Here is a 17453-nt window from a genome sequence, read left to right as displayed (position 1 = left end):
GGGTTGCGTAGCAGCCCCAAAATCCTGGGAGCGCTGCGCACTCCAGCGGGAGCAAGCTCCCTCGCCACTGGGGTTGTGTGGATTTGGGGAGGAAGGTGGTCGTCAGGTCCACCAGTAGCGCACGAGATGAAAGAAGATCGGCGCGGCAAAACACACTGAATCCAGCCGATCCAGCATCCCGCCGTGGCCCTCGATCATGTGCCCCCAATCCTTCACGCCCCGGTCGCGCTTGATCGCCGACATCACAATCCCGCCCGCAAACCCCAGCAGGTTGATCAACAGCGCAATCAGGAACGACTGCCAGGGATTGAACGGCGTGGTCCACCACAGCGCCGCGCCGATCAGGGATGACAGCAGGATCCCGCCGACAAACCCTTCCACGGTTTTCGATGGCGACAGGTTGGGCGCGATCTTGTGTTTGCCGAACAGCTTCCCGCACACGTACTGCAACACGTCCGACAGTTGCACCACGATCACCAGGTAGGCAATCAGCAGCAGGTTGCGGCCTTCGTAGCCGACGATATCCAGGGTCAGCAGCGCCGGCACGAAGGACACACAGAACACCGCGATCATCAGCCCCCATTGCACTTTCGACGCCCGTTCCAGGAAGTGCGTGCTGTCGCCGCCCAGTGACGCGAGGATCGGCAGCAGCAGGAACACGTACACCGGGATGAAGATCGAGAACAGCCCGTACCAGTCGAAGTAGATCAGCAGGTATTGCAGCGGCAGCGCCAGGTAGAAGGCCGCCACCAGCGCCGGGTAATCGCTTCGCCGGGTCGGCGTGAGTGTGAGGAATTCCCGCAGGGCATAGAACGACACGGCGTAAAACAGCAGGATCACCGCGCCGGTGCCGAGCCAGAACGCCACGCCGATCACCACCACCATCACCCACCACGCATTGATGCGGGCGTTGAGGTTGTCGATCACCGCGTTGGGTGTGCCACGGGTGCGCAGTTTGAGGATCAGGCCGATCAGCGAGGCGAGCACGAGGATCGCGCCGATCCCGCCGAACAACATCAGGGTTTGGCTATCCATCTCAGGAATGCTCCGGGGCAAGGGCGAGCAAGGCGTCGCGGGTGCGGGCGAGGAACAGCGCCTTGTCTTCGCCGTCCTCCAGTTGCAGCGGTGCGCCGAAGCTGGTGGTGCACAGCAAGGGCAGCGGCAGCACACGGCCCTTGGGCATGACCCGGTTGAGGTTGGCGATCCACACCGGGATCAATTCGGCTTGTGGATAACTCTTGGCCAGGTGATACAGCCCGCTTTTGAACGGCAACAGGCCGTCTTCCAGGTTGCGCGTGCCCTCGGGAAAGATGATCAGCGAGTCGCCGTTTTCCAGGGCCTGAAGCATCGGCGCCAGAGGGTTATCCACAGGGTCCTTGCGCTCGCGGTCGATCAGCACGCCGTTGAACACCCGGTTGATGATGTAGCGGCGCAGGGCGCTGGTGTTCCAGTAGTCGCTGCCGGCCACCGGGCGGGTGAATTTACGCAGGTTCTGCGGCAACGAGGCCCACAGCAGCACGAAATCGCCGTGGCTGCTGTGGTTGGCGTAGTAGATGCGTTGCACCGGCACCGGCGCGCAGCCAAGCCACAGGCTGCGGGCGCCGGTGACGGTGCGGGCCATGGAGGTAATCAGGGTGGCGACCACGGGTTCGAACATGAGGATTCCTTATCCGGCGAAGGGCAGCCAGGGGCTGGCCAGGATGACGGCCACGGTCAGCAGCACTTGCGCCGCCAGCAGGTAGGCTTGCTTGCGCAACAGTTTCAGGGCGCCGCGACGGCGCTCGGTCCAGGGGCGGCCTGCGCGTTTGGCGGATTGCAGGCCAAGGGTTTGCATGGCCTGGTCGAAGTCGGGCGTGCGGTCGGTGTCGCGGGCGAGCAGGGCGAACAGGTCGGCGTCGAAGGCCACCCGCAACGCCCAATATTTTTCCAGCAGCCCGAGCACAATCATCCACAGGCTGAGGATCAGGCAGACCGGCGTGATGCTGGCCATCAGCAGTTGAGCGAGGCCGAACAGTACGCCGAGCAAGGTCAGGCCTGTGGATAACTGATCCAGGGAACGGCCCCGCCGCAGCAGGCTGGCGACGACCTGTAATTCCATATCAGCGGGCATGGGCTAAACCCTCTAGGGCTTCACGGTGCGCGGAATGCAGGACCACACGTGGGCGTGCTGTACGAATAATAGCCACCGCCTCGTCGACATTGCCTGCGCGCCCGGTATGCAGCAGCCATGCAGCCACGGCGGTGGCGCTGCGTGAGTAACCGAGGGCGCAGCACACCAGCAAGGGTCCGGTTGAGCGTAGCCGCTCTATCGCTTGGGCGGCTTCCACGCATTGCGCTGCAGTGGGCGCCGTCAGGTCGAGCACTGGCAGGCTGTAGTAGGCGCGACCCTGTGGATTAATCGGCAATTCGGCGCACAGATCGACCACCGCCTTGAATGATCCCAGCTCACCGCTGGTGGGAATTCGCCCCAGCCAAACGTTATCCACAACCTGATCGGGCTGTGGATGTCTGCGTGTCCACAGGCGGGAATTGATCCAGGCGGCCACCAGATAAGGCGCCAACAACCAGCGCGCCGCCGGAGTGAGTCGTCCGTCGGCGCGTTTCTGAAATCCCGAAACGCCCAGTACCAGGTAATTCGCCTTCATCAAGCCAAGGGATACCGCCGGCCAAAGCAGCCACAACCAGCCGCCGCCAAGGGAAAGCGCCAGGATCAAACACACCAGCGACCCGAAGCCATAGCGCAGCCCCAGGCGCCAACGCTGGCGGTCCCTGGTCAGCTGGGCATTCAGCAGCGGGCTCGGATGTTCCAGCGGCCACAGCCACACGCACAGCCAGCCGGCGAGGGCGCCTGTGGGTAAGTCAATAAAGTGATGTTGATAGGTGGTCAGCACCGAAAGGCCGATCAACGCGAACCAGCCCTGCACCAGCCAGCGCCACAGGCCCTGGCTATGCCGCTGATACATTATCCACAGCACCACCAGCAGCGCGATGTGCAATGACGGCGCCTGGTTGAACGGCTTGTCGAACCCGGCGAGTACCGCAAACAGCCAGCCAAACACGCCGTCCAGCTCCGGTCTTTCGAAGGTGAAACGCAAGGGCCAGATCAGGAAGCAGGTGACGGCAATCACTTGGGCCGTCAGCAGGCGCAAGGCATGTTGTTTCAGTTCATGGCGGGTGCTTGGCAGTAGCAGGGAGAAACCGTAGAGCAGGTCGATCGACCAGTAGGGCACGATGGTCCAGGCCCAGAACGGGATATGGGTTTCCCAGCCGAACACCATCGTGCCCACGTCGCTGCGCTGGCTGGTGACCCACGTGGCAAAGCCGTAGGTGCTGAAAAACAGCGGCGCCAACAGCAGCAGCCACAGCACCGCCGGTTTCAACAGGCCCGGTTCACGCATGGGTCAGACTCGCTGTGCCAGGGACACGCTGAAAATCCCCCACTCATCCGCGCGTTGGGTGATCTTGCGGAAACCGGCGGCTTCCACCAGTTGATCCATTTCCGCCTGGCTGCGCCGGCGCATTACCCAGGCCTGGCCCTGGCGGTGGCTGGTGAGGGCGCGGGCGATCAGTTCCAGTTGCGGGTGCCACGGTTGGCCGGTGTACACCAGATAACCACCGGGCTCCACGGCTTCGGCCAAGCCGGCGAGCGAGCCACCGACCATCGCGTTATCCGCGAACAGTTCATATAGCCCGGACACCACCGCCAGCGTCGGCTTGGGTTCCAGCGCCGCAAGGTCCGCCCGGTCAAACGCATCGCCTTTGACGAACTGGGCGATATCCCCCAGCCCTTTTTCACGAATCAGCGCGCCACCGTCGCGCACGTTGATGTCGCTGTAGTCCCGCAGCAGGATCGATTCCGGCAACGGCGAAACGCCCTGCAAGGCTTCCAGAATGTACCGACCATGCCCGGCGGCGATGTCGACGATGCGCACTTCCCGCTGCTCGTCCCGCAGCTTGGCCATCGCCAGGCGCAGCAGCTCTTCCACGTTCAACTTGCGCTGACGAATACCGCGCCAGCCGATGGAGTTCAGGTAATTGGTGTCGATCATCCGCCCCAGCCCGCCTTTGCCGGTGGGTTTGTTGCGGTACACGTAGTCCAGGGTGCTGCCGGAGTCGAAGCCGGTGTCGAAACCGAGCTTCACGCCATCCGACAGTTTGCTGCCCAGGCCCATGCTGGCGCGGGTCATGCGCCAGTACAGGTCGCGCAGGGAGTTGCGTGGCAACGGCGCGGCGAGGGATTCGGATTCGGCGCAGGTCAGGCCGATCTTGTCGGCGTCCAGCAAGTTGGCGCGGTCCAGCGGGTGTTCGAAATTCTGCAGGATAAAGCGCCGGGCGCTGCTCAAGGCCACGGCGCGGTCACGTTCACCGAGGGTGTCGTGGAAGAAGCCGGGGAGTATGTGCAGCTCTTTCTTCAAGCTGCCGAGGCGGTCGAAAAACTGCTGCTGGGGTTTGCGGTGCACCACAAAGTCCGAGCCGGAGATCAGCAGTTGGGTCGGTACCTGAATTGCCTGGGCATCGGCTACAACCCTGTCGGCCGCTTCGTACAGGCCCAGCAGCACATTCACGGAAATGGCTTTGGTGATCAGCGGATCACTGTCGTAGGACGCCACGCGCTCCGGGTCATGGCTCAGGAACTTGGCCTTGACGTAGCTGTTGACGAAAAAGTTGCCGCGAAACTTGCGCATCAACGCCAGGCCCGGCCGGGCGAAGGGCACGTAGAGTTTGACCTTGAATGCGGGGGAGGCGAGTACCAGCGAGCGAATCTTCGGCGCGTAGTCGTGCACCCAGGTGGCCGCGATCACCGCGCCGACGCTTTGGGCGATCACTGCGAGGTGTTCTTCCTCGATGTTGTAGGCGCTGCCGATATGGTCAACGAAAGTCTGCACGTCCCGCGCACTGGTGGCGAAGCTCGGGCTGTCGCCGCGCGCGCCGGGGGATTGGCCGTGGCCACGGGCGTCCCAGGCGAAGAAGTCGAACTCCGGCAGGTTCAGCTCGTCCACCAGGTGGGCGATACGACCGGAATGCTCGTGGCCGCGATGGAACAGCAAGATCGCCTTGCGCGGCGCAAAGCCCGCGGGTGCGGTGGCGGGCCAATGACGGTAGAAAAGCTCCACCCCGTCATGGGTGCTGAAGGTGTGCTCTTGCTGTTCACGCATCGCAAAATCCTTATGCAGAAGGGGAGGTGTTCGTTTCTTCTTTCAAGCCTTGGCGCACGCGGTTGACCAGGGTGTAGGCCAGCAACGCCGCGACCAGCCACATCACCGCTTCGACCCAACCGGCACCCAGCCAACCCAGCGCTACGCCGGTGGCCAGCACCCCGAGCACAAATGCCCGATCGCTCTTGCCCATCGGGCCGTCGTAGCGCCGCGAGGCCCCGACCATCGGCCCGAGCACGCCGGCGTATTCGCTGAACACCGCCAGCAGCGTCACCAGCAACACCGGCGCCAGGCTGACCTCGGGGATCAGCGCAAACGGCAGGATCAGTGCGCTGTCGGCGATCACGTCGCACAGTTCATTGAGGTAGGCGCCGAGTCGCGATTGCTGGCCGAATTCCCGGGCGAGCATGCCGTCGATGGCATTGAGGGCCATGCGCAGGATCATCCACAGCGGGATCAGCGCAAACAGCCACACATGTTGTGCGAAGCCGGCAATCAGCAATCCCACCAGCAGGGAAACCACCCCGGCCAGCACGGTGATCTGGTTGGCGGTGGTGCCGTTGTCGTAGAGGCGCTGCACCAGCGGGCGCAGCAGGTTCTGAAAACGCGGTTTAAGCTGATAGATCGAAATCATGGGGAGTGACGCTTCCTTGTCCGTAAGCCCGCGAAAAACTCTGGGGAGTGTGCCGATTTATCACCGCTGAAACCAGTGATGGCTCGTGTTTCTGGGGCTTTCGTCACTATCTGTGTGAAACCAAACAAAAATTTCACGCTTCGGGTTATAGAGTAACTAATTGTTTCTGGGTGGGCGTTTGGGGATGCGAGTGGATCTAGACGCTGATGACGTGGCCATCGAAGGGCTGCCGCGTTTTCAGCAGGGGTTGTTTCATGCCCGCCGGTTAAGGCAGGCCGGCATTGGCCTGACGGTGCTGGCGGTCGGCGGCTGGATGCTGGCGCTGTTTGTGGCGCTGTTCGCCCCGCTGTCGATCTGGCCGGTGGTGCTGATCAACTGCGCCTCGGCGTTGCTGGTGCTGGTGGCTGGCTTGCAATCGGCGTGGTGGGTCGCGGATTGGCGAGCCATGGCGCTGGAGGAGCCGGCTGCACGGCTGATCGAACCGCCGCTGCCACAAGAAGAACCTGGCTGGCTAAACCGGCAGTTCGGTCGCGTCGGTAACGGCTTGCTGGTGCAGATTGGCGCACCGGTGTTCTGGCTGTGCGGCTGGTCGTTGCTGGCATTCTTCAGCGTTCTGGAATTCTGGAGCTTGACCTTGCCCGCCGCGGCGCTGGGCCAGGCTGCCAGTGTGGGCGCCGCCATTGCCTTGGCACTGGCGTTCGGCTTGCTGGTGTTTGAACGGCGCATGGCCCAGGAAAGCACCGCCCAATGGCCGGAAGCGGTGCAACTGGCGCAACTGAGCCGGGTGGCGATTATCTGCCTGGTGATCAGTGCGATTTGTCTGCTGTTTGCCGGTGAAGAGTCCGTGTGGCCTCTGCGCCTGGCCGTGTTGATCGGCCTGTTGCCGGCCCTGGTGGCGCTGGAGTTTCTACTAAGAGGCCTGCTGTCGCTGTTCAGCCCGCGCCAGGGGCGGCTTGAACCGCGCCTGATGGCGCAAAGTTTTATCGCCGGGATGCTGCGCTGGCCGCCGCAACCGTTGCTCGCCTTGCAGCACGAACTGCACAACCGTTTCGGCATCGACCTGCGGCAGATCTGGGCCTTCACCTACATGCGCCGGGCATTCCTGCCAGTGCTGGTGGTGGTGCTGGCCGTAGGCTGGTTGCTGACCGGCGTGCATGAAGTCGCCCTGCAAAGCCGTGGGATTTATGAACGCTTTGGCAAGCCGGTGGAGGTCTTCGGGCCTGGCCTGCATGCCGGTTTGCCGTGGCCGCTGGGCCGCGTGCTGAACGTGGAGAACGGCGTGGTCCATGAGCTGGCCACCAGCGTTGGCGAAGCGGCAAACACCGACGTCGCTCCGGCCGAGGGCCCGGCGCCGCTGATCGCCAATCGCCTGTGGGACGCCAGCCATGTGAATGACAAATCCCAGGTGATCGCCAGCAGCAGCGGCGACAAGCAGAGCTTCCAGATCGTCAATATGGACGTGCGCTTTGTGTACCGCATCGGCTTGACCGACCAGGCCGCACTCGCCGCCACCTATAACAGCGCCGATGTGCCCACGCTGATCCGCAGCACCGCCAGCCGCATCCTCGTCCACGAGTTTGCCTCGCGAACCCTTGATGAATTGCTGGGTGAGGAACGCAACAGCCTCGCCGATGAAATTGGCCAGGCGGTGCAAGCGGACCTGAAGAAACTCGACAGCGGCGTGGAAATTCTCGCCACCGTGGTGGAAGCCATTCACCCGCCCTCCGGTGCGGCGAATGCCTACCACGCGGTGCAAGCTGCGCAGATCGGCGCCCAGGCACTGATTTCCCGGGAGCGCGGCGCTGCCAGTGAGCAGACCAACCAAGCGTTGCTGCAAGCCAGTACCGCCCGCGACCAGGCCCAGGCCACGGCCCATGAGGTCAGCGCCGGCGCCCAAGCGGCGGACCTGCGCTTCAGCGCCGAACAAAAGGCCTATCAACAAGCCGGCCAGGCGTTCGTGCTGGAGCAGTACCTGAGCCAACTGAGCCAGGGCCTGGCCCACGCCAAGTTACTCATTCTTGATCATCGCCTGGGCGCCAGTGGCGCACCGACCATCGATCTGCGTTCCTTTACCTTACCGGCCGACCCTGCGGTGCCGCGTAAAGCCGTTCAATAAGGAGTTCATCTGTTGAGCGCTCATTCTCACGATCACGCAGGCCATGGTCACCACCACGGCCACCCTCATCACCATCATGGCGATGAACACGAAGCCGGCCCGTTCCCCTGGCGGCGTATGGGCTGGGCGGTATTGCTCGTGCTGTTCGCGGTCGCCGCGGCGAGCCTGGTGCAGGTGCGTTCCGGTGAAGCCACGGTGATTACCCGCTTCGGCAACCCGTCGCGGGTATTGCTGGAGCCGGGCCTGGGATGGCGCTGGCCGGCGCCGTTCGAGGCGGCGATTCCGGTGGACCTGCGCCTGCGCACCACCTCCAGCGGTTTGCAGGATGTGGGCACCCGCGATGGCCTGCGGATCATCGTGCAGGCCTACGTGGCCTGGCAGGTGCAGGGCGACCCCGACAACGTGCAGCGCTTTATGCGTGCGGTGCAGAACCAGCCGGATGAAGCGGCGCGGCAGATTCGCACCTTTGTCGGCTCGGCGCTGGAAACCACCGCCGCCAGTTTCGACCTGGCCAACCTGGTGAACACCGATGCCAGCCAGGTGCGCATTGCCGATTTTGAAGCGCAGTTGCGCCAGCAGATTGATCAACAATTGCTCACCACCTATGGCGTGCGTGTGGTGCAGGTGGGTGTCGAACGGCTGACCTTGCCCTCGGTGACCCTCGCCGCCACCGTCGACCGCATGCGCGCCGAGCGCGAGACCATCGCCACGGAACGCACCGCCGTGGGCAAGCGTGAAGCGGCGCAGATTCGTTCGGCCGCCGAGCGTGATGCGCGGATCGTCCAGGCCGACGCCACGGTGAAAGCCGCCGACATCGAAGCGCAATCCCGGGTCGAAGCCGCGCAGATTTATGGCCGTGCCTACGCCGGCAATCCGCAGCTGTACAACCTGCTGCGTTCCCTCGACACCCTTGGCACAGTGGTCACGCCGGGCACCAAGATCATCCTGCGCACCGACGCCGCGCCTTTCCGCGCGCTGGTGGATGGGCCGAAGGATGTCCAGCCATGAGTGAGCGGGAAAGCCTCGACAGCCCGTGGATCCAGGCTGGACGGCTGACGTTCCTGGCGCTGTATGCGGTGACGGTATTGGCCGCGCTGGCGTGGGCGTTTTCCAACGTGCGCCAGATCGACCCGCAGAACCGCGCCGTGGTGTTGCACTTCGGTGCGCTGGACCGGATCCAGAATGCCGGGCTGCTGCTGGCCTGGCCGCGTCCGTTCGAGCAAGTGGTGCTGTTGCCCGCCGCGGACCGGGTGATCGAGCGCCGGGTGGAAAACCTGCTGCGTTCCGATGCGGCCACCCAAGCCGATCGCGTGGCGAGTTTTGCCACGCCGCTGAGCGATGCCCTGGCCGGCTCCGGCTACCTGCTGACCGGCGATGCCGGCGTGGTGCAGCTGGATGTGCGGGTCTTCTACAAGGTCACCGAACCCTATGCGTTTGTGTTGCAGGGCGATCACGTGCTGCCGGCGCTGGATCGACTGGTCACTCGCAGCGCTGTGGTGCTGACTGCGGCGCGGGATCTGGACACGATTCTGGTGGCGCGCCCCGAGTTGATCGGCGCCGACAACCAGGCCGCCGAACGCCGCGAACGGCTGCGTGGCGACCTGGTGCGCGGCATCAATCAACGCCTCGCTGACCTGGCGTCCACCGGCCTTGGCCTGGGTATCGAAGTCACCCGGGTCGACGTGCAATCGAGCTTGCCGGGCCCGGCGGTCAATGCCTTCAACGCAGTGCTGACCGCCAGCCAGCAAGCCGACAAGGCGGTGGCCAATGCGCGCACCGACGCCGAAAAACTTACCCAGACCGCCAACCAGGACGCCGACCGCGCCGTGCAAGTGGCTCACGCCCAGGCCAGCGAACGGCTGTCCAACGCCCAGGCGCAAACCGCTACCGTCGCCAGCCTGGCCCAGGTCCAAGACCCCGGCCTGTTGCTGCGCCTGTACCGCGAACGCCTGCCGAAGATTCTCGGGCAGGCCGGCTCCGTGACCACGGTTGACCCTAAAGACGATTCCCGGCTGATCATTCAGGGAGCCGAACAATGACCGCCCACGCCGCCCCGATGCTCTCATCGGCCGAACAACGCAGCGCCGCCCGGCAACTGACCCTGGCGATGCTCGCCCTGGGCCTCCTCAGCCTGGGCCTGGTATGGCGCTGGCTGGCGCCGGACCAGACCGGCGTGAGCCAACTGCTGTTGGGCGTCGCCTCATTGCTGGTGGCCGTGCCCGTGATGCGCTCGGCCTGGTACAGCCTGCGGTATCCAAGTTTGCATGGCATCACCGACCAACTGATCGCCCTGGCCATGCTTGGCGCCTGGGCTACCGGTGACCTGCTGACCGCCGCGCTGCTGCCGATCATCATGATCTTCGGCCATGTGCTGGAAGAGCGCAGCGTCATCGGCTCCCAGGAAGCGATTCATGCCCTGGGCAAGCTGACCCGTAGCCACGCACGGTTGGTGCAGGCGGACGGGACGATCCTGGAAGTGGACAACGGCATCCTGAAGACCGGCGATATCGTCGAAGTGCGCGCCGGTGACCGCGTGCCCGCTGACGGCGTGGTGCTGTCGGGCCAGGCCAGCCTCGACACCGCGCCGATTACCGGTGAATCGGTGCCGCTGGAAGCGAGTGTCGGCGTGCAGGTGTTTGGTGGCGCGATCAACCTCGACGGTTTGCTGCGCCTGGAAGTGACCCGCACTGGCAATGAGTCGACGCTGGGCAAAGTCATCGCCCTGATGCAGAGCGCCGAACGTTCGAAGCCGCCGATCACCCGATTGCTGGAGCGCTACGCCGGCAGCTACATGGTGCTGGTGCTGTTGCTGGCGGCGGTCACCTGGTTTGTCACCAATGACGCCCAGGCGATGCTCGCGGTGCTGGTGGCGGCGTGCCCGTGTGCTTTGGTGTTGTCGGCTCCGGCCACGGCGATTGCGGGCATTGCGGTGGCGGCGCGTCACGGCATTCTGATTCGCAGCTCTGCGTTTCTCGAAGAGCTGGCGGACCTGACGTCGCTGGTGGTCGACAAGACCGGCACCCTGACGTTTGGCACCCTGCGTTTGCAGTCCATCGACACCCGCGAGCCGGATCGGCAAGTGCTGCTCAACCTGGCGGCCAGCCTCGGTTCGGCCAGCAGCCACCCGGTCAGCCGGGCATTGGCGGGGCTGGCGACTCAAGAGCAGATGCTGGTGTTGTCGGATATTCGCGAGCGCCAGGGCCTCGGTGTCGTCGCGCAGACCGGGCAGGGCGAAGCCGCCCTCGGCCGGCCGGAATTGTTTGAGCAACTGGGCATCACGGCCACGGCGGTCCCCAATCACGATGGCCCGATTGCCGGGCTCGCGTTGAACGGGCAGTTCCTCGCTTGGTTGCTGCTGGCGGACAGCGTGAAACCTGAAGCGCGCCAGGCGATGAAAGAGCTGCGTGAATTGGGCCTGGGGCGCCAACTGCTGCTGACCGGCGACCGCCAGAGCGTGGCCGACAGCTTGGCGTTGGAAGTGGGCATCAGCGACGTCGAAGCCCAGGCTTTGCCGGAGGACAAACTCAATCGCGTGCTGGGGGAAATCGGCAGCGGTTTCCGGCCGATGGTGGTGGGCGACGGGATCAACGATTCCCTGGCGCTCAAGGCCGGCGTGGTCGGCGTGGCGATGGGCGCGGGCGGGGCGGATATCGCGCTGGCATCGGCGGACGTGGTGCTGATCGGCAGCGACCTGCGGCGCCTGGGCACCTGTGTGCGCTTGAGTCGCCAGTGCCGGCACACGTTGCAGGTCAACGTGATCATCGGTCTGGGCTGGACGCTGGCGATCGTGGTGTTCGCCGCATTTGGCTGGCTGGGCGCGGCGGGCGCGATGATTGCGGCGGTGCTGCACAACCTCAGTACGCTGCTGGTGCTGGGGAATGCGGGGCGCTTGTTGCGGTTCCAGGAGCCGTTATTGAAACTCGAGGAATAAATTTTTCAGTCGTGCTGTAACGCCATGGGGGTACCTCACTCTAGTGCTATGTCGAGACTGAACAATCCGTTCAGACCGGCTCCACTACCGATCATGAGGAATACACAATGAACATCAAATCCGCTGCTGCTGGTGCCGCCCTCGCTATCGCCGCTGCTGGCATGTTTGCCGGTGTTGCCACCCAGGTACAGGCAGCAGACGCCCAGGTCCATTGCTATGGCGTCAACGCCTGCAAAGGCCAGAACGACTGCAAAACCAAAGACCACGCCTGCAAAGGCATGGGTTCTTGCAAAGGCCAGGGCTTCCTGTCGATGAGCAAGGCGATGTGCGATCAGAAAGGCGGCAAAGTCGGCGAATAACCGACAACCGAGTGCAACCGCAGCGGGCACCCCCTCCGCTGCGGACACTTTCCCCAGGAGTGTTTTTATGTCCGCTTCCCTTCCGAGTCTGGGTTACGGCCTGGGTTTACGCAGCGAGTACTACCAGCAGATCCTTGAACAATCGCCGGCTGTGGATTGGTTCGAAGTGATCTCCGAGAATTATCTGGTGCAGGGCGGCAAGGCCTTGTACTACCTGGATGCGATAGCCGAGCGTTATCCCCTGGTGATGCATGGCGTGTCCCTGTCTATCGGCGGGCCCCATGCCCTCGATACCGATTACCTGAAACAACTCAAGCAGCTCTCCGAGCGCATCCGGCCGGCGTGGATTTCCGATCACCTGTGCTGGAGCCGTGGCAACGCGCACCAGTTGCATGACTTGCTGCCGCTGCCCTACACCGAAGAAAGCCTGTACCACGTCGCCGCTCGCGTACGGCAGGTGCAGGATGTGTTGCAGCGTCCTTTCGTGCTGGAAAACGTCTCCAGCTACGTGCGCTCCAAGGCGGATGAGTTTACCGAATGGGAATTTCTCAACGCCCTGACCCATCTCACCGGCTGCCAGTTGCTGCTGGACGTGAATAACGTCTACGTCAGCTCGCGCAATCACGGGTTCGACGCCTGGGAATTTATCCGCAACCTGCCGCCCGAAAGCATCCGCCAACTGCACCTGGCCGGGCATATGGATTACGGCGACTACGTGATCGACACCCATGACCATCCGGTATGCGATCCGGTGTGGGCGCTGTACCAGCGGACCCTGGAGCACCTCGGGCCAGTCTCGACCTTGCTCGAACGCGATGACCATTTCCCGCCTTTCCAGGAGCTGCTCGACGAGTTGAACAAGGCCCGCGAACTGGGCGCGAGCGCGCTGGACAGGAGAGCGTTATGCGCCTGATCGATTGGCAATTGGCCTTTGAGCGGCATTTGCTGGCCGAGTCTTCCACTGCCAGCAACAGCTTCAGCGCCACCTTGATCGGCGGCCCGACCCTGGATGTCGAGACGGGCCTGGCGATTTACCACAACGCTTATCACGCCCGATTGCAGGAAGTGCTGCGCGATGACTTCAGCGCCGTCTGGTATTGGCTGGGGGACGAGGAGTTTGCAGCATTGGGTTCGGCCTATACCCGCCGTTATCCCTCGGCCCATTACAGCCTGCGCTGGTTTGGCGAGCGGTTCCCCGGGTTTATCGTTGAGCATTATGGCGAGCAAGGTTTGGCGCCTGCCGAGCTGGCGCGGCTCGAATGGGCATTCACCCTGGCCTTTGATGCACCGCAGGGCGAGCCGTTGACCCTGCAAGACATGGCAACGCTGCCGCCCGAAGACTGGCCAGGGCTGCAGGTGCAGTTGGTGCCCTCGGTGCAGCAGGTGCTGTGTGATTTCAACAGCCTGGGCATCTGGCGTGCGAGCAAGGGCGAGGGGGACTTTCCCGGCAGCGAGGCCCTGCCATTGGCGCAGGTGTGCCTGGTATGGCGCTACCAGAATGTCTGCCAATACCGCAGCCTGGAACCGGCGCAAGCCAGCGCGCTGACAGGCATGGTCACCAACGGTTGGAGTTTTTCCGAACTGTGTGCCGAGTTGGCAGTCACTTACCAGGAGGGCGCGCCATTGCAAGCGGTTACCTGGCTGAAACAGTGGGTCCAGGAGGGTTTGCTCCAGCGGCGGGCACCATAGAAAAGCGCTATTGTTTCGATAGCCTGCTAATTTTTCCGTGGATGGTCTACCCTCATTTCAGACGTCTGAAACAAGGGGGGACTACTCATGCTCGCGCAACTTCCACCGGCCTTACAGAATCTCAAGCTACCGCTGCGTCTTCGACTCTGGGACGGCCATGAATTCAACCTGGGCCCGGATCCCAGCGTCACCATTGTGGTCAAGGACCCCATGATGGTTTCAAAGCTCAGCCATCCGACGCTCGACTCACTGGGCGAAGCTTTCGTCGAGGGCAAACTGGAGCTGGAAGGCTCCATTTCCGAAGTGATCAGGGTCGTTGACGAGTTGAGTCATGCCCTGGTTGATGACGACGAGGGGAGTCGTCCGGTGCGCTCGATCCACGACAAGGCCACCGACGCAGCGGCTATTTCCTACCATTACGACCTGTCCAACGAGTTCTACCAGCTGTGGCTGGACCGCGACATGGCCTATTCCTGCGGGTATTTCGAAACCGGCAGCGAATCCCTTGATCAAGCCCAACAAGACAAATTCCGCCACCTGTGCCGCAAATTGCGGCTGCAGCCGGGGGAGTACTTGCTCGACGTGGGCTGCGGTTGGGGTGGGCTAGCGCGGTATGCCGCGCGGGAATTCGGGGTCAAGGTGTTCGGTATCACCCTGAGCAAGGAACAGCTGGCGCTGGCCCAGGAGCGGGTGAAGGCCGAAGGCCTGGAAGACCAGGTAGAGCTGACGCTGCTCGACTACCGCGACTTGCCTCAGGATGGCCGGTTCGACAAGGTGGTGAGCGTGGGGATGTTTGAACACGTTGGCCACGCCAACCTGGCGGAGTACTGCAAGATTCTCTACGGCGCGGTGCGTGAGGGCGGCCTGGTGATGAACCACGGGATTACCGCCAAGCATATTGATGGCCGGCCCGTGGGCCGTGGCGCCGGGGATTTTATCGAGCGTTATGTGTTCCCCAACGGCGAGTTGCCGCATCTGTCGATGATGACCGCCGAGATCAGCGACGTGGGCCTGGAAGTCGTCGACGTCGAAAGCCTGCGCCTGCATTACGCGCGCACGCTGGATCACTGGAGCGAGCGCCTCGAAGACAACCTGGAAGCGGCGGGCAAGATGGTGCCGGAGCAAGCCTTGCGCATTTGGCGCCTGTACCTGGCCGGCTGTGCGTATGCGTTTGCCCGGGGCTGGATCAACCTGCATCAGATTCTGGCGGTGAAACCCCATGCCGATGGTAGCCATGAGCTGCCGTGGACGCGGGATGACCTGTACCAGTAAGCAATGTTACCGGTGATCTGAATGTGGGAGCGGGCTTGTGTGGGAGCGGGCTTGCTCGCGAAGGCGTTGTATCAGAAACACATTCAGTGACTGACACTCCGCTTTCGCGAGCAAGCCCGCTCCCACATTGGGTTCGGTGCAAGCCTTACAAGATTGGAGAAATCAGCCGCGCGATCCGCATGCCCAATTGTTGCAGGCGGTGGGTCTGGCGGTTTTCTTCCTGGCTGATTTCATGGGCCAGGGCGAAGTCTTCCAGCAGCATGTGCTCCACCTGGCTGGCGAAGGTGTCATCTACCGTCAGCAACATCACTTCGAAATTCAGCCGGAACGAGCGGTTATCCAGGTTCGCACTGCCGATGGCGCTGATTTCACGGTCGACCAACACCACTTTCTGATGCAGGAATCCTGGCGTATAGCGGAATACCCGCACCCCGGCGCGCACGGCTTCGATCGCATACAGGCTGGAAGCGGCGTAGACGATGCGGTGATCCGGCCGTGACGGCAGCAGCAGGCGCACGTCGACACCGCGCAATACCGCCAACCTCAAAGCCGCAAACACCGCCTCATCGGGAATGAAATACGGGCTGGTGATCCATACCCGCTCGGTGGCCGCATGAATGGCCTCGACGAAAAACAGCGAGCAGGTTTCATAAGGGTCCGCCGGGCCGCTGGCCAGCAACTGGCAGAGCACGCCGTCGTCCGGGTAGGTATCCGGCAGCAGCAGCGGCGGCAACTCCCGCGCGGCCCAGAACCAGTCCTCGGCAAACGACTCCTGCAAGCACGCCACCACTGGGCCGCTGACTTGCACATGGGTGTCACGCCATGGCGCCAGCGGCGGTTTCTTGCCCAGGTACTCATCGCCGACGTTATGCCCACCGACGAACCCGGTAATGCCATCCACCACCACGATCTTGCGGTGGTTGCGGAAGTTGACCTGGAAGCGGTTGAGCCAGCCGCTGCGCGTGGCGAAGGCCTTGACCTGCACCCCGGCGTCTCGTAGCGACTGCACATAACGATGGGGCAGGGCATGGCTGCCGATACGGTCGTACAGCACAAAAATGGCTACGCCTTCGGCGGCTTTTTCCTTGAGCAAGGTGTGCAGTTGGCGGCCAAGTTCGTCGTCATGAATGATGAAGAACTGGAACAGCACAGCGGTCTTTGCCGAGCGAATCGCCTCGAAAATCGCGCTGAACGTAGCCTCGCCATTGATCAGCAAACGCACCTGATTATTCGCCAGGCACGGCATGCGCCCCAGCTTGGGCATGGCCCGCAGCGAAGCGTAGGCCTGGGAGTTGCGCGCGGCCAATGCCTCTTCAACCCATGGGCGCCAGTTCAGCTCGGTGATCGCCTTGTGCATTTCCTGGTTGGCCTGGCGCCGCGCCTGAATGTAGGCGTCGAAAGTGCTCCGGCCAAAGATCAGGTAGGGAATCAGCGTCAGGTAGGGGATGAACATCAGCGACAATGCCCAGGCAATCGAGCCTTGGGCGGTCCTGACGGTCAGCACCGCATGGATGGCGGCGAGGGTGCCCAGAAAATGCAGGGTGGCAATGAAATAGGCGAGCAGGTGCGGGCCAAAGAAATCCATGGACAACGGTACTCCTGACGAACAAGTGCCTAACAGACCATGTTCGGCCACGAATGTCGCTATTTTATTTGCTGTGCAACACTGGCGCTTTTGCGGCGTCTAACGCCGACAATTGCCCAGGAGTTACCCGATGAATGCTCGTCTGCTTGGTTTGGCCATGGTTGTTGGTTTGACGCTGCCTGTGGCGGCGCAAGCGCAGATGTTGGCGCCGGGCTTGTGGGAGTTGACCACCAGCAACATGAAGGTCGATAACCAGGACCTGCCGGACTTGTCGCTGATCCTCGGTCAGCTCAAGCAACAGATGACCCCGGAACAACGCGCGATGCTTGAGAAGCAAGGCATCACCATGGCCGGCAAAGGCGTACAGGTGTGCCTGACCCCGGCCCAGGTGGCGTCCGATTCCATCCCGCTGACCGACCCGCAATCGGGTTGCAAGCAGGAAGTGACGGACAAGACCGGCAACCAATGGAAATTCCGTTTCAGCTGCCCGAAAGCCCAGGGCACTGGCGTGGCGACGTTCCAGAGCCAGCAGGAATTCACCACTACGGTTAACGGTACCTTCAACGCCACCGGCGTACAGCAGAAGGGCAGCCTGGACACCCATGCGCAGTGGTTGGGCAGCAACTGCGGCACGGTCAAACCCCGCGCTTAACCTAAGACATACCCCGATCAAAATGTGGGAGCGGGCTTGCTCGCGAATGCGGTGAATCA

The 17453-nt window shown here is 62.9% G+C and carries 16 protein-coding genes; 9 read left to right on the top strand and 7 right to left on the bottom strand.

Going from position 1 to position 17453, the window contains the following annotated elements; translation table 11 throughout:
* Positions 1–102: 102 nt before the first annotated feature.
* From ACW9I6_RS21295 to ACW9I6_RS21270, 6 genes are read right to left on the bottom strand one after another with little or no spacing between them, the layout of a single operon-like run.
* Positions 103–1035, bottom strand: coding sequence for a phosphatidate cytidylyltransferase (locus ACW9I6_RS21295; RefSeq protein WP_063033761.1), 933 nt, complete (start codon positions 1033–1035; stop codon positions 103–105).
* A gap of 1 nt (position 1036) precedes the next feature.
* Positions 1037–1657, bottom strand: coding sequence for a lysophospholipid acyltransferase family protein (locus tag ACW9I6_RS21290; protein WP_003213522.1), 621 nt, complete (start codon positions 1655–1657; stop codon positions 1037–1039).
* A gap of 9 nt (positions 1658–1666) precedes the next feature.
* The gene (locus ACW9I6_RS21285) at positions 1667–2110 is read right to left on the bottom strand and encodes a hypothetical protein (protein ID WP_003213520.1); all 444 of its coding nucleotides are present in this window, start codon (positions 2108–2110) and stop codon (positions 1667–1669) included.
* Entirely contained in the window at positions 2100–3398 is a 1299-nt protein-coding gene (locus ACW9I6_RS21280; protein ID WP_457339788.1) for a phosphatase PAP2/dual specificity phosphatase family protein, read from the bottom strand. The genes ACW9I6_RS21285 and ACW9I6_RS21280 overlap by 11 nt, the downstream gene beginning before the upstream one ends.
* Before the next feature lie 3 nt (positions 3399–3401).
* Positions 3402–5156 carry a bifunctional alpha/beta hydrolase/class I SAM-dependent methyltransferase gene (locus ACW9I6_RS21275; RefSeq protein ID WP_457339787.1) on the bottom strand — a complete coding sequence of 585 codons (1755 nt, stop codon included), beginning with the start codon at positions 5154–5156 and terminating at the stop codon, positions 3402–3404.
* A 10-nt stretch (positions 5157–5166) separates the two neighbouring features.
* The gene (locus ACW9I6_RS21270; protein ID WP_003213515.1) at positions 5167–5790 is read right to left on the bottom strand and encodes a CDP-alcohol phosphatidyltransferase family protein; all 624 of its coding nucleotides are present in this window, start codon (positions 5788–5790) and stop codon (positions 5167–5169) included.
* Positions 5791–5974: 184 nt separating this feature from the next.
* Between ACW9I6_RS21270 and hflK (ACW9I6_RS21265) the strand changes: the two genes are divergently transcribed.
* The 8 genes from hflK (ACW9I6_RS21265) to cfaB all read left to right on the top strand — a co-directional run bounded on the left by hflK (ACW9I6_RS21265) (position 5975) and on the right by cfaB (position 15157).
* Positions 5975–7906: a protease modulator HflK gene (gene hflK, locus ACW9I6_RS21265; RefSeq protein WP_134327564.1), complete on the top strand. Its 1932-nt coding sequence runs from the start codon at positions 5975–5977 to the stop codon at positions 7904–7906.
* 9 nt (positions 7907–7915) lie between these two features.
* Positions 7916–8914, top strand: a complete 999-nt coding sequence (hflC, locus tag ACW9I6_RS21260; RefSeq protein ID WP_457339789.1) for a protease modulator HflC — start codon at positions 7916–7918, stop codon at positions 8912–8914.
* Positions 8911–9945, top strand: coding sequence for a protease modulator HflK (hflK, locus tag ACW9I6_RS21255; RefSeq protein ID WP_003213508.1), 1035 nt, complete (start codon positions 8911–8913; stop codon positions 9943–9945). Before hflC ends, hflK (ACW9I6_RS21255) begins: the two co-directional genes overlap by 4 nt.
* Positions 9942–11837, top strand: a complete 1896-nt coding sequence (locus tag ACW9I6_RS21250) for a cation-translocating P-type ATPase (RefSeq protein WP_177054046.1) — start codon at positions 9942–9944, stop codon at positions 11835–11837. The genes hflK (ACW9I6_RS21255) and ACW9I6_RS21250 overlap by 4 nt, the downstream gene beginning before the upstream one ends.
* A gap of 107 nt (positions 11838–11944) precedes the next feature.
* Positions 11945–12196, top strand: a complete 252-nt coding sequence (gene bufA2 / locus ACW9I6_RS21245) for a BufA2 family periplasmic bufferin-type metallophore (protein WP_003213503.1) — start codon at positions 11945–11947, stop codon at positions 12194–12196.
* Positions 12197–12263: 67 nt separating this feature from the next.
* On the top strand, positions 12264–13109 hold the full coding sequence (bufB, locus tag ACW9I6_RS21240) for an MNIO family bufferin maturase (RefSeq protein WP_003213501.1): 846 nt from the start codon (positions 12264–12266) through the stop codon (positions 13107–13109).
* On the top strand, positions 13100–13885 hold the full coding sequence (locus ACW9I6_RS21235) for an HvfC/BufC family peptide modification chaperone (RefSeq protein ID WP_457339786.1): 786 nt from the start codon (positions 13100–13102) through the stop codon (positions 13883–13885). The genes bufB and ACW9I6_RS21235 overlap by 10 nt, the downstream gene beginning before the upstream one ends.
* 87 nt (positions 13886–13972) lie before the next feature.
* Positions 13973–15157, top strand: coding sequence for a C17 cyclopropane fatty acid synthase CfaB (gene cfaB, locus ACW9I6_RS21230; RefSeq protein ID WP_008439517.1), 1185 nt, complete (start codon positions 13973–13975; stop codon positions 15155–15157).
* A 145-nt stretch (positions 15158–15302) separates the two neighbouring features.
* Here the strand turns inward: cfaB and cls are convergent, their stop codons facing one another.
* Positions 15303–16742, bottom strand: coding sequence for a cardiolipin synthase (gene cls / locus ACW9I6_RS21225; protein ID WP_134327562.1), 1440 nt, complete (start codon positions 16740–16742; stop codon positions 15303–15305).
* 130 nt (positions 16743–16872) lie between these two features.
* Here cls and ACW9I6_RS21220 point away from each other — a divergent pair, with 130 nt between their 5' ends.
* Positions 16873–17394 (top strand): DUF3617 domain-containing protein, encoded by a 522-nt coding sequence (locus ACW9I6_RS21220; protein ID WP_003213494.1) that lies wholly within the window; start codon positions 16873–16875, stop codon positions 17392–17394.
* Positions 17395–17453: the final 59 nt, after the last annotated feature.

It is taken from the genome of Pseudomonas sp. SDO5522_S412 (assembly GCF_054071215.1).
This window is presented reverse-complemented; position numbering and strand designations above follow the sequence as displayed.